At 60.7% G+C, this 14,555-nt stretch carries 10 protein-coding genes; 3 read left to right on the top strand and 7 right to left on the bottom strand.

Translation table 11 applies throughout. From position 1 onward, the window contains the following. The first annotated feature begins 1 nt into the window (after position 1). Positions 2-973 (top strand): GTPase, encoded by a 972-nt coding sequence (gene yjiA / locus AC27VU_RS16125; RefSeq protein ID WP_488724429.1) that lies wholly within the window; start codon positions 2-4, stop codon positions 971-973. Between the two features lie 116 nt (positions 974-1,089). Here the strand turns inward: yjiA and AC27VU_RS16120 are convergent, their stop codons facing one another. From AC27VU_RS16120 to morA, 5 genes are all read right to left on the bottom strand, one after another. Continuing rightward, entirely contained in the window at positions 1,090-1,800 is a 711-nt protein-coding gene (locus AC27VU_RS16120) for a GntR family transcriptional regulator (protein ID WP_488724428.1), read from the bottom strand. Positions 1,801-1,824: 24 nt separating this feature from the next. Next, complete coding sequence (locus AC27VU_RS16115; RefSeq protein WP_262142184.1) at positions 1,825-2,529, bottom strand: FadR/GntR family transcriptional regulator; 705 nt, start codon at positions 2,527-2,529, stop codon at positions 1,825-1,827. Positions 2,530-2,613: 84 nt separating this feature from the next. After that, positions 2,614-3,927, bottom strand: a complete 1,314-nt coding sequence (locus tag AC27VU_RS16110) for a C4-dicarboxylate transporter DctA (protein WP_003228396.1) — start codon at positions 3,925-3,927, stop codon at positions 2,614-2,616. A 326-nt stretch (positions 3,928-4,253) separates the two neighbouring features. Beyond that, positions 4,254-5,507 carry a serine hydroxymethyltransferase gene (glyA, locus tag AC27VU_RS16105; protein WP_003228394.1) on the bottom strand — a complete coding sequence of 418 codons (1,254 nt, stop codon included), beginning with the start codon at positions 5,505-5,507 and terminating at the stop codon, positions 4,254-4,256. A gap of 351 nt (positions 5,508-5,858) precedes the next feature. After that, complete coding sequence (morA, locus tag AC27VU_RS16100; RefSeq protein WP_103485420.1) at positions 5,859-9,707, bottom strand: cyclic di-GMP receptor MorA; 3,849 nt, start codon at positions 9,705-9,707, stop codon at positions 5,859-5,861. Positions 9,708-10,133: 426 nt separating this feature from the next. Here morA and ettA point away from each other — a divergent pair, with 426 nt between their 5' ends. Together ettA and gdhA are read left to right on the top strand one after the other, a co-directional pair. Continuing rightward, positions 10,134-11,798 (top strand): energy-dependent translational throttle protein EttA, encoded by a 1,665-nt coding sequence (ettA, locus tag AC27VU_RS16095; protein ID WP_003228391.1) that lies wholly within the window; start codon positions 10,134-10,136, stop codon positions 11,796-11,798. A 353-nt stretch (positions 11,799-12,151) separates the two neighbouring features. Beyond that, entirely contained in the window at positions 12,152-13,489 is a 1,338-nt protein-coding gene (gene gdhA / locus AC27VU_RS16090) for an NADP-specific glutamate dehydrogenase (RefSeq protein WP_488724427.1), read from the top strand. On the opposite strand, the gene AC27VU_RS16085 is transcribed toward gdhA, so the two are convergent. Together AC27VU_RS16085 and AC27VU_RS16080 are read right to left on the bottom strand one after the other, a co-directional pair. Further along, complete coding sequence (locus AC27VU_RS16085; protein ID WP_226501097.1) at positions 13,486-13,980, bottom strand: GreA/GreB family elongation factor; 495 nt, start codon at positions 13,978-13,980, stop codon at positions 13,486-13,488. The genes gdhA and AC27VU_RS16085 overlap by 4 nt on opposite strands. 70 nt (positions 13,981-14,050) lie before the next feature. Then, positions 14,051-14,407: a hypothetical protein gene (locus AC27VU_RS16080; protein WP_007963787.1), complete on the bottom strand. Its 357-nt coding sequence runs from the start codon at positions 14,405-14,407 to the stop codon at positions 14,051-14,053. Positions 14,408-14,555 lie beyond the last annotated feature (148 nt).

Raw genomic sequence — 14,555 nt, 5'->3', positions numbered from 1 at the left:
TTTGTCTTCTCCCATACCCGTAACGGTACTCAGCGGTTTCCTCGGTGCCGGCAAGACCACCTTGCTGCGCCATCTGCTTAAAGCCGAGCATGGCCTGAAAATCGCCGTGATCGAAAACGAATTCAGCGACGCCGGCATCGACACCCAGTTGCTCGGCGACGAACCGGTGCAAGTCATGACGTTGGCCAACGGCTGCGTCTGCTGCACTATCCACACCGATTTGACCAAGGCCCTGTACCTGCTGCTCGAACGCCTGGACAGCGGTGAAATCGCCTTCGACCGCCTGGTGATCGAATGCACCGGTCTGGCCGACCCGGCCCCGGTGGCGCAGACCTTTTTTATCGACGAAGAACTGCGCGAACGCTATCTGCTCGATGGCATTATCACCCTGGTGGATGCGGCTCACGCCGACCAGCACCTGATGCAGACCATCGCCCAGGCGCAGATCGGTTTCGCCGACCGCCTGCTGGTGAGCAAGACCGATCTGGTGGATGAGGCCACGTTCACCGCGTTGAGCGAGCGCCTGACGCGGATCAATCGTCGCGCGCCGATCCGCGTGGTCGAGCATGGCAACATCGATCTGGCGGAACTGCTCGACGTGCGTGGCTTCAATCTCAATGCCGACCTCGGTGGCGGGGTGAGCCTGCGTCCGGTGAGCAAGGCGCCTTCCATCGACCGCATCTCCAGTCTGGTGCTGCGCACTGACCAGCCGCTGGATATCGATCGGCTCAGCGAATTCATGAATGAGCTGCTGGAAGAACACGGCAAGCAGTTGTTGCGCTACAAGGGCGTGTTGAACATCGCTGGCGAGGATCGGCGGCTGGTGTTTCAGGGCGTACTGAAACTCTACGGCTTTGATTGGGACACCGAGTGGGCCGAGGGTGAAGCGCGGGAAAGTGTGATTGTGTTTATTGCCGATGATTTGCCGGAAGAGAAGATCCGGGCGGGGTTTGCCAAAGTGACTTCTGCCTGATGGGTCTTCGGCGCCAGGGCTGACGCCTTCGCGGGCAAGCCCGCTCCCACAGTAGGCCGCATTCTGTCAGGAGGAATGCAATTCACTGTGGGAGCGGGCTTGCTCGCGAAGGCGATCTAACCGGCGACACGATGCTCAAGGGCTGTACCCAGCAAAGTCTGCTCAAGATGATCCAGGTGTTGATTCATCAGTCGCTCAGCCATGGACACATCCCCAGACGCGACCGCCTCGACAATCGCCAGATGCTCCTGCCACGCGCAGCAACCCGGCGTCGATCCATCACACCGCGCAATCGCCAGCGACGTCAACGGCACCAGGCTGCCAAGGAAATGCGCCAACGGTGCATTGCCCGCCATTTGCGCCAACTGCAGATGAAACTCGCCGGACAACCGAATCGCCGCCGCACGCCGCTCCTGAACCACGGCCAGGCGTTCGCGTTCGACCAGTGCACGCAAGCGTTTCAAACCCTCGGGTGATGCATTCTGACAAGCCAGGCGCACCAGTGTCGCTTCGGTCAGGCGCCGCGCATGCAGGGTTTGTCGGGTCTGCTCGGCATCCGGTGCGGCCACCCGTGGCCGATGATTGGCGCGCAGCACAATCACCTGCTCATGCGATAACTGCGTCAGTACCCGGCGCACATCGGCGCGGCTGACCCCGAACATCTGCTTGAGACTGTCTTCGGTGAAGCGGCTGGCCGGATCGATTCGCTGGTCCAGAATCGCGTCGAACAGCCGCGGGTACAGATCATCTGCCGGCGTCCGCAGGCGGGAGAAGGGCAGGGGCGCCGACATCTGACGAGTGTGCGGCGACGTGGCAAGGCTGTTCATGGCCGGTCTCCAGTGTGAAGAAAGTCAGTTGCTGAGGTGGTCATCCGGAATGTTCAACTCAAAGCCCATGCGCTGACCTTCGCGCAGAATGTGCCGGCGCATTTCGGCGCTGGCCTGGGCGCTGTTCTTGCTGCGGATCGCGCGCACCACCGCTTCGTTTTCTTCCAGGCGTTCGGCCAGATGCTCAGGTGAATTGCGCAGCACTTCGGCGCTTTGCTTGAGCGCGTTGCTGGTCTGCTGCACCACGCTCTGAAAGATCGGGTTCGAGGTCAGGGTGAACAGCTCTTCGTGGAAGGCGATGTAGGCGCTCACCCCGGCTTCGCTGTCGCCCGCTTCAAGGGCTTCGCGCATGTCCATCAAAGTCAGGCGCAATTGCCCGACTTCCTTGCTGCTGATCGACTGCGCGACCAGCCCGACGATGAACGGCTCAAGGGTGTAACGCAGTTGCAGCACGTCTTCGAGGCTGGCGCCGGCCACCGCGCTGTCGTGGCTCTGGCTGTCGCTGAGTTGGGCGTCGAGCACTACCACGCCTTTGCCCGGCATCGAGCGCACCAGACCAAGGGTTTCCAGAACGATCACCGCTTCGCGCAGGCTCGGACGGCTGATGCCCAGTTGTTCGGCCAGTTCACGCTGACCCGGCAGCATGTCGCCGGAGCGCCACTGACCGCGGGCGAGGGCGGCGCGCAGTTTTTCTACGACTGAGTTGACGACGGTTGATGTGGTTATCACTTGTCTAGCTCCGTAAGCCCATAGGGGATGCCGCAAACAAGATCAAAAGATCGCAGCCTGCGGCAGCTCCTGCGGGGTTGAAAATCAGAACTCTTGCTGGTGCGCCGGAGTTCCGGTTTTACGCGGTTGAAAGGTGTAGCCCTGCTGACCGCTGAGTACTTTGTTTGCGCGTTGCACATCGATGTCCTTTTCCCAACGGGCGATGGCCACGGTGGCGACGCAGTTGCCGATCAGGTTGGTCAGCGCCCGGCCAATGCCCATGAACCAGTCCACCGCCAGTACCAGCACCAGCCCGACCACCGGAATCGCCGGGATCGCCGTCAGCGTCGCCGCGAGAATCACCAGCGCCGAGCCGGGAATGCCGTGGGCGCCTTTCGAAGTGATCAGCGATACCAGCAGAATCGTCAACAGGTCGGTCATTGCCAGTGGCGTACCGGTGGCGTTGGCGATGAACACGATGGCCAGGGTCAGGTAGATCGAAAAGCCGTCGAGGTTGAACGAGTAACCGGTGGGAATCACCAGCCCGACGGTCGAGCTGCCGATGCCTAGGTGTTCCAGTTTGCGCATGATCTGTGGCAGCACGGCGTCGGAAGAAGCGGTGCCCATGACGATCAGCAATTCTTCACGCAGGTACTTGAGCAGTGGCCACAGGCGCAGGCCGGACGCACGCATCACCAGCCCTAGAATCACGCTGACGAATGCCATGCAGGTCAGGTAGAACAAGCCCACCAGACTGCCCAGATGTTGCAGTGAATCGAGGCCGTATTTGCTGGTGGTGAAGGCGATGGCGCCGAAAACGCCGATCGGTGCCAGACGCACGATCATGCCCATGATCCGGAAAATCACATGGCTCAGTTCGTTGATCAGCCGCGAGATCCCGGAGGCCGCTTCACCGACTAGATTCAACGCACTGCCGAACAGCACCGAGAACAGCAGCACTTGCAGAATGTTGTTGTCGGCGAAGGCGCCGATCACCGAGGTCGGGATCAGGTCCATCAGGAACTGCGTGGTGGTGTGCATGTGCTGGCCGCGTTCGGCGATATCGCCCATGTCGGCGGCGGACAACTGCTCCAGATGGATATTCGCGCCGCTGCCGATTCCGGTGCTGAAAGCGAACACCAGACCGATCACCAGGGCGATGGTGGTCAGCACTTCAAAGTAGATCACCGACTTGAGGCCGATGCGCCCGACCTTCTTCAGATCGCCCGCGCCACTGATGCCGCTGACCACCACGCAGAACACGATCAGGCCGATGAGCATCTTGATCAGTTTGATGAAGCCGTCGCCCAACGGTTTGAGCTGAGCGGAATATTCGGGAAGGGTCAGCCCGCAGATGATGCCGAGCACCAGTCCGAGAACCACTTGGAGGAAGATTGAACGCGAGCACCATCTGAGCATGGGAGGAATCCTGGTCGGTGTCCTGGCTGCCGTGTGCGGGGCACATCAGATTCAGGACTTAATTATTGTGGTCTTACCGGTATGTCCAGTGCAGGCGCAGTCTACGCTCGGTTTTTTCGGGATGACAAGTGAAAATCGCTAAATTGGCATGACCGGTCTGACCAGTTGCCAGAGATCAAAAGATCGCAGCCTTCGGCAGCTCCTACAGGTGAGCGCATTCCAAATGTAGGAGCTGCCGAAGGCTGCGATCTTTTGATCTTTCCGACAGGCGAAAAAAAACCGGCCATCGCTGGCCGGTTTTTCATGCTGCGGATTTAACGTCGCGATTAAGCGCCGTACACCGGCAGTTTCTTGCAGATGGCTTTGACTTTCTCGCGAACGGCGTCGATCACCGCTTCGTTGTTCAGGTCAGCGAGGATGTCGCAGATCCAGCCGGCCAGCTCTTTGCACTCGGCTTCCTTGAAGCCGCGAGTGGTCACAGCCGGGGTGCCGAAGCGCAGGCCGGAAGTAACGAACGGCGAGCGTGGGTCGTTAGGCACGGAGTTCTTGTTCACGGTGATGAACGCTTTGCCCAGTGCAGCGTCGGCGTCTTTACCGGAGATGTCCTGCTTGATCAGCGACAGCAGGAACAGGTGGTTCTTGGTGCCACCGGAAACTACGTCGAAACCGCGCTCGATGAACACTTCGGCCATGGCCTGGGCGTTCTTCACCACTTGTTCCTGGTAAGCCTTGAACTCAGGCTGCAGCGCTTCCTTGAAGCAGATCGCTTTAGCGGCGATCACGTGCTCCAGCGGGCCACCCTGGGCGCCCGGGAATACTGCGGAGTTCAGCTTCTTCTCGATCTCGGCGTTGGCGCGCGCCAGGATCAGACCGCCACGAGGACCGCGCAGGGTCTTGTGTGTGGTGGTGGTGACCACGTCAGCGAATGGCACCGGGTTCGGGTAGACGCCAGCGGCGACCAGACCGGCCACGTGCGCCATGTCGACGAACAGGTAGGCACCGACCTTGTCAGCGATGGCGCGGAAGCGTGGGAAGTCGAGGATCTGCGAGTAGGCAGAGAAACCGGCCACGATCATTTTCGGCTTGTGCTCAACCGCCAGACGCTCGACTTCGTCGTAGTCGATCAGGCCGTTGGCGTCGATGCCATACTGCACGGCGTTGTACAGCTTGCCGGAGGAGGAAACGCTGGCACCGTGAGTCAGGTGACCACCGTGGGCCAGGCTCATGCCCAGAATGGTGTCGCCACCTTGCAGCAGGGCCAGGTAGACAGCGGCGTTGGCTTGCGAACCGGCGTGCGGCTGAACGTTGGCGTAATCGGCGCCGAACAGCTCTTTGGCGCGGTCGATGGCCAGTTGTTCAACAACGTCGACGTACTCGCAACCACCGTAGTAGCGCTTGCCCGGGTAGCCTTCGGCGTACTTGTTGGTCAGTACCGAGCCTTGAGCTTCCATCACCGCAGGGCTGGTGTAGTTTTCCGAAGCGATCAGCTCAATGTGCTCTTCCTGGCGCTGAGCTTCTTGCTCCATGGCGGCAAAGAGATCGGCGTCGTACTTGGCAATAGTCAAATCACGGCTGAACATGGCGGTCCTCAAGGATCGGGGGCAGAAAAGGGGGGCATTCTAACCCAATGGGTTTTGGATGGCATATGAAACGACATCATGTCGCAGACAAGTGGCGTTCATGACAGATGTGCGGTGCTTTTGAAGGCCTCCACAATGGCCGCGTTTCAACCGAAGAATACTGATTTACGGCAAGTCCTTGGGCGAGCCAGCCTGCTGGGGATGACTGCACCGCAGATTTTTCATGCGTCTGTACCGGCCCTTTCGCGAGCAAGCCCGCTCCCACCTTTGAGCCGGTTCCTTCAGGAAAAATGCGGTTCACTGTGGGAGCGGGCTTGCTCGCGAAGGCGTCATGAGCGGCACCGCAAAAATTCAGTCGAACATGAAGAGGGCATCATTACTGAACTGCGCTTCAAACCGGCTCGCCGGCATCGGTCGTCCGAACAGATAGCCCTGCACTTCATCGCAACCGTGCTCGCGCAGGAAGTCCAGTTGCTCATGGGTTTCCACGCCTTCGGCGATCACCGCCAGATTGAGGCTGTGGGCCATGGCGATGATCGCGCGGGCGATCTGCGCGTCCTGTTCGCCGGACGGCAGGCCGTCGACGAAGGTGCGGTCGATCTTCAGCACGTCGATCGGGAATTGCTTGAGGTAGTTCAGCGACGAATAACCGGTGCCGAAGTCATCGACCGCGATGCTCAGGCCGAGGTTCTTCAGCCCGGCGAGGATCTGCATCGCCTCGCTGACTTCGCGCATCAGGATACTTTCGGTCAGCTCCAGTTCCAGACAGGCCGGCGGCAGTCCGGTTTCGCGCAGGATGGTGGCGATGCGCGTACCGAGCTGGCCGTCGGAGAACTGCCGCGCCGAGATGTTCACCGAGACCTTCGGCACGCGCACGCGGTTCTGGTGCCAGGTCTTGAGCTGACGGCAGGCTTCGCTGATCACCCAGTCGCCGACGTCGACCACCAGACCCAGCTCTTCCAGCACCGGAATGAAATCCCCCGGCGGCACCAGTCCACGACGCGGATGACGCCAGCGCAGCAGCGCTTCGGCGCCGGTCAGGCGTTTGCCGTCGCCGCTGAACTGCGGCTGGTAATACAGGACGAATTCGTTCTGCTCCAGCGCATGGCGCAGGTCGCTTTCCAGCTCCAGGCGTTCCAGCGCACTGGCGTTCATGTCGGCCTGATAGAACTGGAAGTTGTTCTTGCCGCGCTCCTTGGCGTGATACATCGCGGTGTCGGCGTTCTTCATCAACTGGCTGAGCTCGTTACCGTCCTGCGGGCTCAGGGCGATACCGATACTGGCGGTGACGAAGAACTCGCGGCCTTCCAGCACAAACGGTCGCACCAGACTGGCGAGGATCTGCTCGGCCACATGAATCGCCCGGTTCAGCGCCATTTCGCGGCTGGAGCGGTGTTGCAGGAGCAAGGTGAACTCGTCGCCGCCCATGCGTGCCACGGTGTCGTCATCGTCGACGCAAGCCAGCAGCCGCGTGGCCATGTCTTTCAACATGCGGTCGCCAGCAGCATGGCCGAGCGAGTCGTTGATCGGCTTGAAGCGGTCGAGGTCGAGGAACATCAGCACCACCCACGACTTCTGCCGTTCGGCCGATTGCAGCGCAGTGTGCAGGCGATCCTGGAACAGTGTGCGGTTCGGCAGGTGGGTCAGGGCGTCGTAGTAGGCGAGGCGGTGGATGCGTTGCTCGCTGGCCTTGCGCTCGCTGATGTCGCTGAAGAAACACACGTAACTGGCGAGGTCGCCTTCATCGTCGAGTACCGCCGTGATGCCGACCCACGCCGGGTAATGCTCGCCGTTGCGGCGCTTGAGCCAGACTTCGCCTTCCCAGGTGCTGTGCTGGTGCAGTTGCTTGAGCACATAGCGCAGGTGCGCGTCCTGTTGCTCGTCGACGGTGAGCATGTTCGGCAACTGATCGAGCACTTCCGATACCGCGTAACCGCTGACCCGGCTGAACGCTTCGTTGGCCTGCACGATGTAACCGGCGGGGTCGGTGATCAGGATCGCCGAAGTCGAGTGCTCGAATACCGTGGCCGCCATGCGCAGGTCTTTCTCGGCGCGGCGTTGCTGGCTGATGTCGCGGCCGACACCGAGCACGCCTTCGAACGCGCCGTGTTCGTCCCACACCAGCACCAGACGCAGCTCGATCGGGATCTTGCGGCCGTCGGCGCGCAGGCAGTCGAACAGGAACATCTGGGTCTGCACCTGGTTGCGCAACACTGCCAGTTGTTCAGGTTTGTCGAGCGCTTTGCTGACCCGATCCATCAGGGAGTAGATGCCGCTCAGTTGCTGCGGGTTGGCGATGGTCGATTGCCAGCCGTTCTGGAAAATCCACTCGGCGTCGTAGCCGAGTACCGCTTGCACTGATGGGCTGACGTAGTTCAGCGACAGCTTGCTGTCGGTGGAGAAGATCACGTCGCTGATGCTTTCGGCGAGCATGCGGTAGCGTTGTTCGCTGTCGCGCAGGGATTCACTGGCCTCGATCTGCTCGGTGATGTCCTTGGCCACGCCGATGATCCGCGTGACCTGATCGTGCTTGTCGCGGGCCAGCGCCTGTTCGCGGATGTCGAAGCGCCGCCACTCGCCATCGCGATGTCGGAAACGCAGTTGGCATTGCAACAACTGGCTGTAACCGGCGTGACGCTGCATCTGCCGCGAGCGATGGTAGTAGTCGGCGTCCTCCGGGTGCAGGAGGATTTCCCAGAAATACTCGCCCATCTGGTGCAGTTCGGTGCGGTTGTACCCGAGGGTCTGGCCGAGGTGGTGGTTGCTGAAAATCATCCGCTGGCTGATCACGTCCTGCACATACAGATGATCCGGCACGGTGCGCACCACGTCCGACCAGAAGCCTTCGCGTTCCAGCAGCGACAGTTCGATCAGCTTGCGGCTGGTGATGTCGTTGATGCTCAGGATCACCGCTTTATAGTCGTGCTGTTCTTCAGGCAGGCGCAGGACCATCCACAGGTGCTGATCGCGCCCGTTGATGTCCGGCAATTTGATTTCCAGTTCCAGCTGTTTTTGTTGCTGCAGAACGGCGTCGAGCACCTGGTTGCCGATGGCGCACTGGCTGTGCGGATGACCGTCGATCAGCAACTGCCAGGCGTGCTCGCAGGAATTGACATTGAGCAGTTGCAGCGCCACCTGATTGACCTCGGTGACGCGCAGCTCTTGCAGCAGTTGCTGGCGCTGGGCCGGCTGGTCGAGCCAGGCCTTGAGCTGGTCGCTGGTCTGGATCTGCGCCTTGTCGAACACCTGCTTGAGGCCGGACAGGTCGAGCACGCACAACGCAACGCCAGTGCCTTCGAAAATGTCCTGATAACGTCGGCGACCTTCATGCAACTGGCGCTGACGGCGACGCATGTTCAGCAGGGCGATCACCGGCAGCATCGAGAACGCCAGACCCAGCAGGCATTTGCCGATGAACGCCGGCAGCAGTTCTTCGAGCACGCGCTGGCGGTCGAACAGCCCGCGCAACTGCCAGTCGCTGCTGCTCAGCGGCACGGTGAGCACAGTGTTGGCCATGTCGTCCGGACTCAGCACGCCTGGCCTGGCCGAAGACAGCGCTTCGTCGCGGCTGATGATCTGATGGTTGAGACGGTTTTCCACCAGCCACAACGGGCGGATGCCGGTTTCGCCCTGCTTGGTCAGCGAGTCGAAGAAGGTCGGGGTCAGGCGCAAAACCCAGTAGCCGCGCGTGCTGCCGCTGGCCTGATGCAATAACAGATGCACTACCGAGCCGTCGTCGGCGTTGCTGAAGTAATGCGCCTGGGCGCGGCTGCGGCGCACCAGTTCACCGAGGTAATCGGCGTCGTGGCTGTCGCTGGCGCTGTCGTTGATGATTTTCCCGGACGGGCTGAGCAGGGCCAGGCTGCGCAGGTCGGGCAGCGATTGCTGGAGCTTGCGCAGCAGTGCCTGCTGTTCGTCGGACGACTGCGGCTGTTCGACGATCGGTAACAGGTTGAGGGCGATCTGCGCATTCAGCGACATGTTCAAGCTGACCTGCGAGGCGAGGTCGGCGGTGTAGTCGATGGTGTACTGGCGCTGGTTTTTCTGGGTCTCGCGCAGTTGATCGAGCAACTGCCAGAACAGCAATGCCAGCAGCAAAAGTACCAGCGTCGCCAACGCACCCTTCAGTGTTCCGCGCAGGGGCGAGCCGGTCCCCGGATTGGACGCGCTCACAGAAGCTGGCGGGGTAACGTTGGACAAGCTGTAATCCTGCGGTTTGGCTGGACTGGCGCGACGTGCACTATAAGCCGGACGCCCGAAGGGCGGCTAGCATGCCTTGAGTTGTGGCGAAGTGCCAGCCCCACTCGGCTGGACTGCCTTCCGTCATTAAGGTAGCTTTGCCGGTTACGCGGGAGCCCAGACACTGTTAAAACTACTGCGCTCGGAAATACTGCGTTGAAAACAGGCTCGGACTGCTCATTTACAACCCGTAAACTCCGCGTCCTCGCCTGTTTCCGCCTTGTCTTTCCTTCGCTCGTTACGTTTTAACAGCGTCTGGCCCAGCTCCTAGACTCAGACTTTTTCCGCGCGCACGCATTGATGACCATCAAGTGAACGACGCGCATCGGTCTGGCCGGGCATCGCCTGCGCTCCAATCATTCATCTGTCACTGACCCAAGGTTCTCCATGGCTCAATACGTCTTCACCATGCATCGGCTGGGCAAAGTTGTTCCGCCGAAGCGGGAAATCCTGAAAAACATTTCGCTGTCGTTCTTCCCCGGCGCCAAGATCGGCGTACTCGGCCTCAACGGTTCGGGTAAGTCCACGCTGCTGAAAATCATGGCCGGCGTCGACACCGAATTCGAGGGCGAAGCCCGTCCGATGCCGGACCTGAACATCGGTTATCTGCCGCAAGAGCCACAACTTGATCCGACCAAGACTGTGCGTGAAGTGGTCGAGGAAGCGGTCAGCGTGATCAAGGACGCGCAAGCGCGTCTGGACGAGGTCTACGCCGCTTACGCTGATCCGGATGCCGACTTCGACAAGCTGGCTGCCGAACAGGCCAAGCTCGAAGCGATCCTGCAGGCCAGCGATGGTCACAACCTGGAGCGTCAACTGGAAGTCGCGGCCGACGCCCTGCGTCTGCCAGCCTGGGACGCCAAGGTCGAACACCTGTCCGGTGGTGAAAAACGTCGTGTGGCCCTGTGCCGTCTGCTGCTGTCCGCCCCGGACATGCTGCTGCTCGACGAACCGACCAACCACTTGGACGCTGATTCGGTGGCGTGGCTGGAGCACTTCCTGCACGACTTCCCGGGCACCGTGGTCGCGATCACGCACGACCGGTACTTCCTCGACAACGTCGCTGGCTGGATTCTGGAACTCGACCGCGGCGCGGGCATTCCGTACGAAGGCAACTACTCGGGTTGGCTCGAAGCCAAGTCCGATCGTCTGGCGGCCGAATCCAAGCAGCAGTCGGCTCACGAAAAAGCCATGAAGGAAGAACTGGAGTGGGTGCGCAAAGGCGCGAAAGCCCGTCAGTCGAAATCCAAGGCTCGTCTGCAACGCTTCGAAGAAATGCAGTCGCAGGAATTCCAGAAGCGTTCGGAAACCAACGAGATCTACATCCCGGCCGGTCCGCGTCTGGGCGACAAGGTCATCGAGTTCAAGAACGTCACCAAGGGTTACGGCGATCGCGTGCTGATCGACAACCTGTCGTTCTCTATGCCGAAGGGCGCCATTGTCGGCGTGATCGGTGGTAACGGTGCCGGTAAGTCGACCCTGTTCCGCATGCTGATGGGCAAGGAAACTCCGGATTCCGGCACCATCGAAGTCGGCGAAACCGTGCAACTGGCCTGCGTGGATCAGAGCCGCGAAGACCTCGACGGCAGCAAGACCGTGTTCCAGCAGATCTCCGACGGTTCCGATCAGATCCGCATCGGCAACTACGAGATCCCGTCGCGCACTTACGTCGGTCGCTTCAACTTCAAGGGCGGCGACCAGCAGAAGTTCGTCAAGGACCTGTCCGGTGGTGAGCGCGGTCGTCTGCACCTGGCGCTGACCCTGAAGGAGGGCGGCAACGTCCTGCTGCTCGACGAACCGTCCAACGACCTCGACGTTGAAACCCTGCGTTCCCTGGAAGAAGCCCTGCTGGACTTCCCGGGCGCCGCCATTGTGATCTCTCACGATCGCTGGTTCCTGGACCGCGTCGCAACGCACATCCTGGCGTACGAAGACGACTCGCAAGCAGTGTTCTTCGAAGGTAACTACACCGAGTACGAAGCCGACCGCAAAAAGCGCCTCGGCGAAGCAGCTGCCCAGCCACATCGGGTACGCCACAAGAAACTGGCCTGATATCAGGCTGGTTGGATGAAAAAGAGCGGAGCCTTCGGGCTCCGTTTTTTTTTGCCTGGGTTTTTCAGATGCAACCGAGTCGAACCCTTCGCGAGCAAGCTCGCTCCCACAGGGGAGCGCATTTCAAGTGTGGGAGCGAGCTTGCTCGCGAAGGCGGTATAACTGTTGGTGCATCACTTCAATCTGATCTCCCCAATCAGGTGCAAAACCAGCCCAAAAAACCACCTGATTTATATCCTGTGCACCATTTAATTTCATAACTGCGACATTTTGCGCTGTTGCTGTGCGCAAATCGTTTGCTACAGTCCGGCTCAATCGCTTCCAACGACAATAAATTTGCCGAGACTTTTCCCATGATCGAATCCGTCGAATCCTTCCTTGCCCGACTGAAAAAACGCGACCCGGATCAACCCGAATTCCACCAGGCTGTCGAAGAAGTCCTGCGCAGTCTGTGGCCGTTTCTCGAAGCCAATCCGCGTTACCTGACCTCAGGCATTCTGGAGCGCATCTGCGAGCCGGAGCGGGCGGTGGTGTTCCGCGTGTCGTGGGTCGACGATCAGGGCAAGGTTCAGGTCAATCGCGGTTTCCGCATCCAGATGAACAGCGCCATCGGCCCGTACAAGGGTGGTTTGCGCTTCCATCCTTCGGTGAACCTGGGCGTGCTGAAATTCCTGGCCTTCGAACAGACCTTCAAGAACTCCCTGACCTCGTTGCCCATGGGCGGCGGCAAGGGCGGTTCGGACTTCGATCCGAAGGGCAAGAGCGACGCCGAAGTCATGCGTTTCTGCCAGGCGTTCATGAGTGAGCTGTACCGCCACATCGGCGCCGACGTGGACGTGCCGGCTGGTGACATCGGTGTCGGGGCGCGGGAGATCGGTTTCCTGTTCGGCCAGTACAAACGCTTGAGCAACCAGTTCACCAGCGTGTTGACCGGCAAAGGCATGACCTACGGCGGCAGCCTGATTCGCCCGGAAGCCACCGGTTTCGGTTGCGTGTACTTCGCCGAGGAAATGCTCAAGCGCCGCGGGCAGACTGTCGAAGGCAAGCGTGTGGCGATCTCCGGCTCCGGCAACGTCGCCCAATACGCGGCGCGCAAGGTCATGGACCTCGGCGGCAAGGTGATTTCGCTGTCCGACTCCGAAGGCACGCTGTACTGCGAATCGGGACTGAGCGAAGAACAGTGGCAGGCACTGCTGGAACTGAAAAACGTCAAACGCGGACGCATCAGCGAACTGGCCACGGCGTTCGGTCTGGAGTTCCGCGCCGGGCAGTTGCCGTGGTCGCTGCCGTGCGACATCGCGCTGCCCTGTGCCACGCAGAACGAGCTCGATGCCGAGGCTGCGCGTACGCTGCTGCGCAACGGCTGCGTGTGTGTGGCCGAGGGCGCGAACATGCCGACCACGCTGGAGGCTGTGGATATCTTCATCGAAGCCGGCATTCTGTTCGCCCCGGGCAAGGCGTCGAACGCTGGCGGCGTAGCGGTCAGCGGGCTGGAGATGTCGCAGAACGCCATGCGCCTGCTGTGGACGGCGGGTGAGGTGGACAGCAAGCTGCACGCGATCATGCAGTCGATCCACTACGCCTGCGTGCATTACGGCGAAGAGAACGGACGGATCAATTACGTCAAAGGCGCGAACATCGCCGGCTTCGTCAAAGTCGCGGATGCGATGCTCGCGCAGGGTGTGGTTTAAGCCGGTTCGATGCGAATCACTTCAATCACCTGATCGCCGGCGGGGCGCTGCCACAGCACTTCGTCATTGAGCCGGGCACCGAGCAATGCCCGGCCCAGCGGCGAAGCCCAGTTGATCAGGCCCTGACTGGCGTCGGCCTGATCTTCGCCGACCAATTGCACCCGACTTTCGGTGTTGTGTTCGTCGGCGTAGGTCACCCAGCTGCCAATCTGCACCTTGTCGGTGGAAGTCGCGGGGGCAGCGACCTGTGCGCTGGCGAGGCGTTGATTGAAGTAGCGCAGATCCCGTTCCAGATCGGCCAGCCGTTGCTTGTCGGCCTGTTCGCCTTGGGCCGATTGCTCGGCGTGCAGGCTTTGCAGCTCGGCGACTTTGGCCTGTAACTGTGCCAATCCCTGCGGTGTGACGTAATTGGGCTGCGCACTGACCTGCCGTTCGACGGGTTGATCGGCTTGCGCGGCGGCGTTGTCTTCGTTGACGAAAGCGCGGCTCATGGTGTCCTCCTGTTATAGGAATTGGGCCATGGTCGCCGGCATTTGGTTTCACTGGATGTCTGGAAACGACCTATTGCGAGCGATAAGCCCGCCCGGCGTCCTGATCTTTCTGCTGCTGCCAGGCGCGCTCGCGTTCGTCCCAGTGCTCATTGCGATACTCTTCGCGATCCTTGTTTTCCAGCATCGCCTGACATTGGCGAAAGCCGTCGGTCCAGCCTTCGGCGTATTGCTTGTCCTTGAGATAGCGCGGCACGTTCTTGCGAAACTCGCCACTGATCGAGCCGGCGGCTTGCCGGCCACTGACGCAGCCATCGTCAAAACCGTCGGCGAAGGCCGGTGGATAACCTTTGGCGATCAAATCTTCGTGGGTGGTCTGGCAACCCCCGAGCAACAGCAAAACACCCAACAGCCCCGCACACCGCCACATCGCACTCTCCCGCGCCGATTTTCGGCTTATGGGGAAAGTCTAGAAGCGGATTCGTCGGACGTAGGTGAAAGGCATGTGAGTAATTCGTTAAACACCGGAGGGCCCTGTGGGGGGGGGGGGGGGGGTGGGGGGGGGGGACCATCCCCCC

Source organism: Pseudomonas sp. 14P5.3.2 (assembly GCF_057799175.1).
Note: the sequence above shows the minus strand (reverse complement) of the source record. Positions and strands in the feature narration are given on the sequence as shown.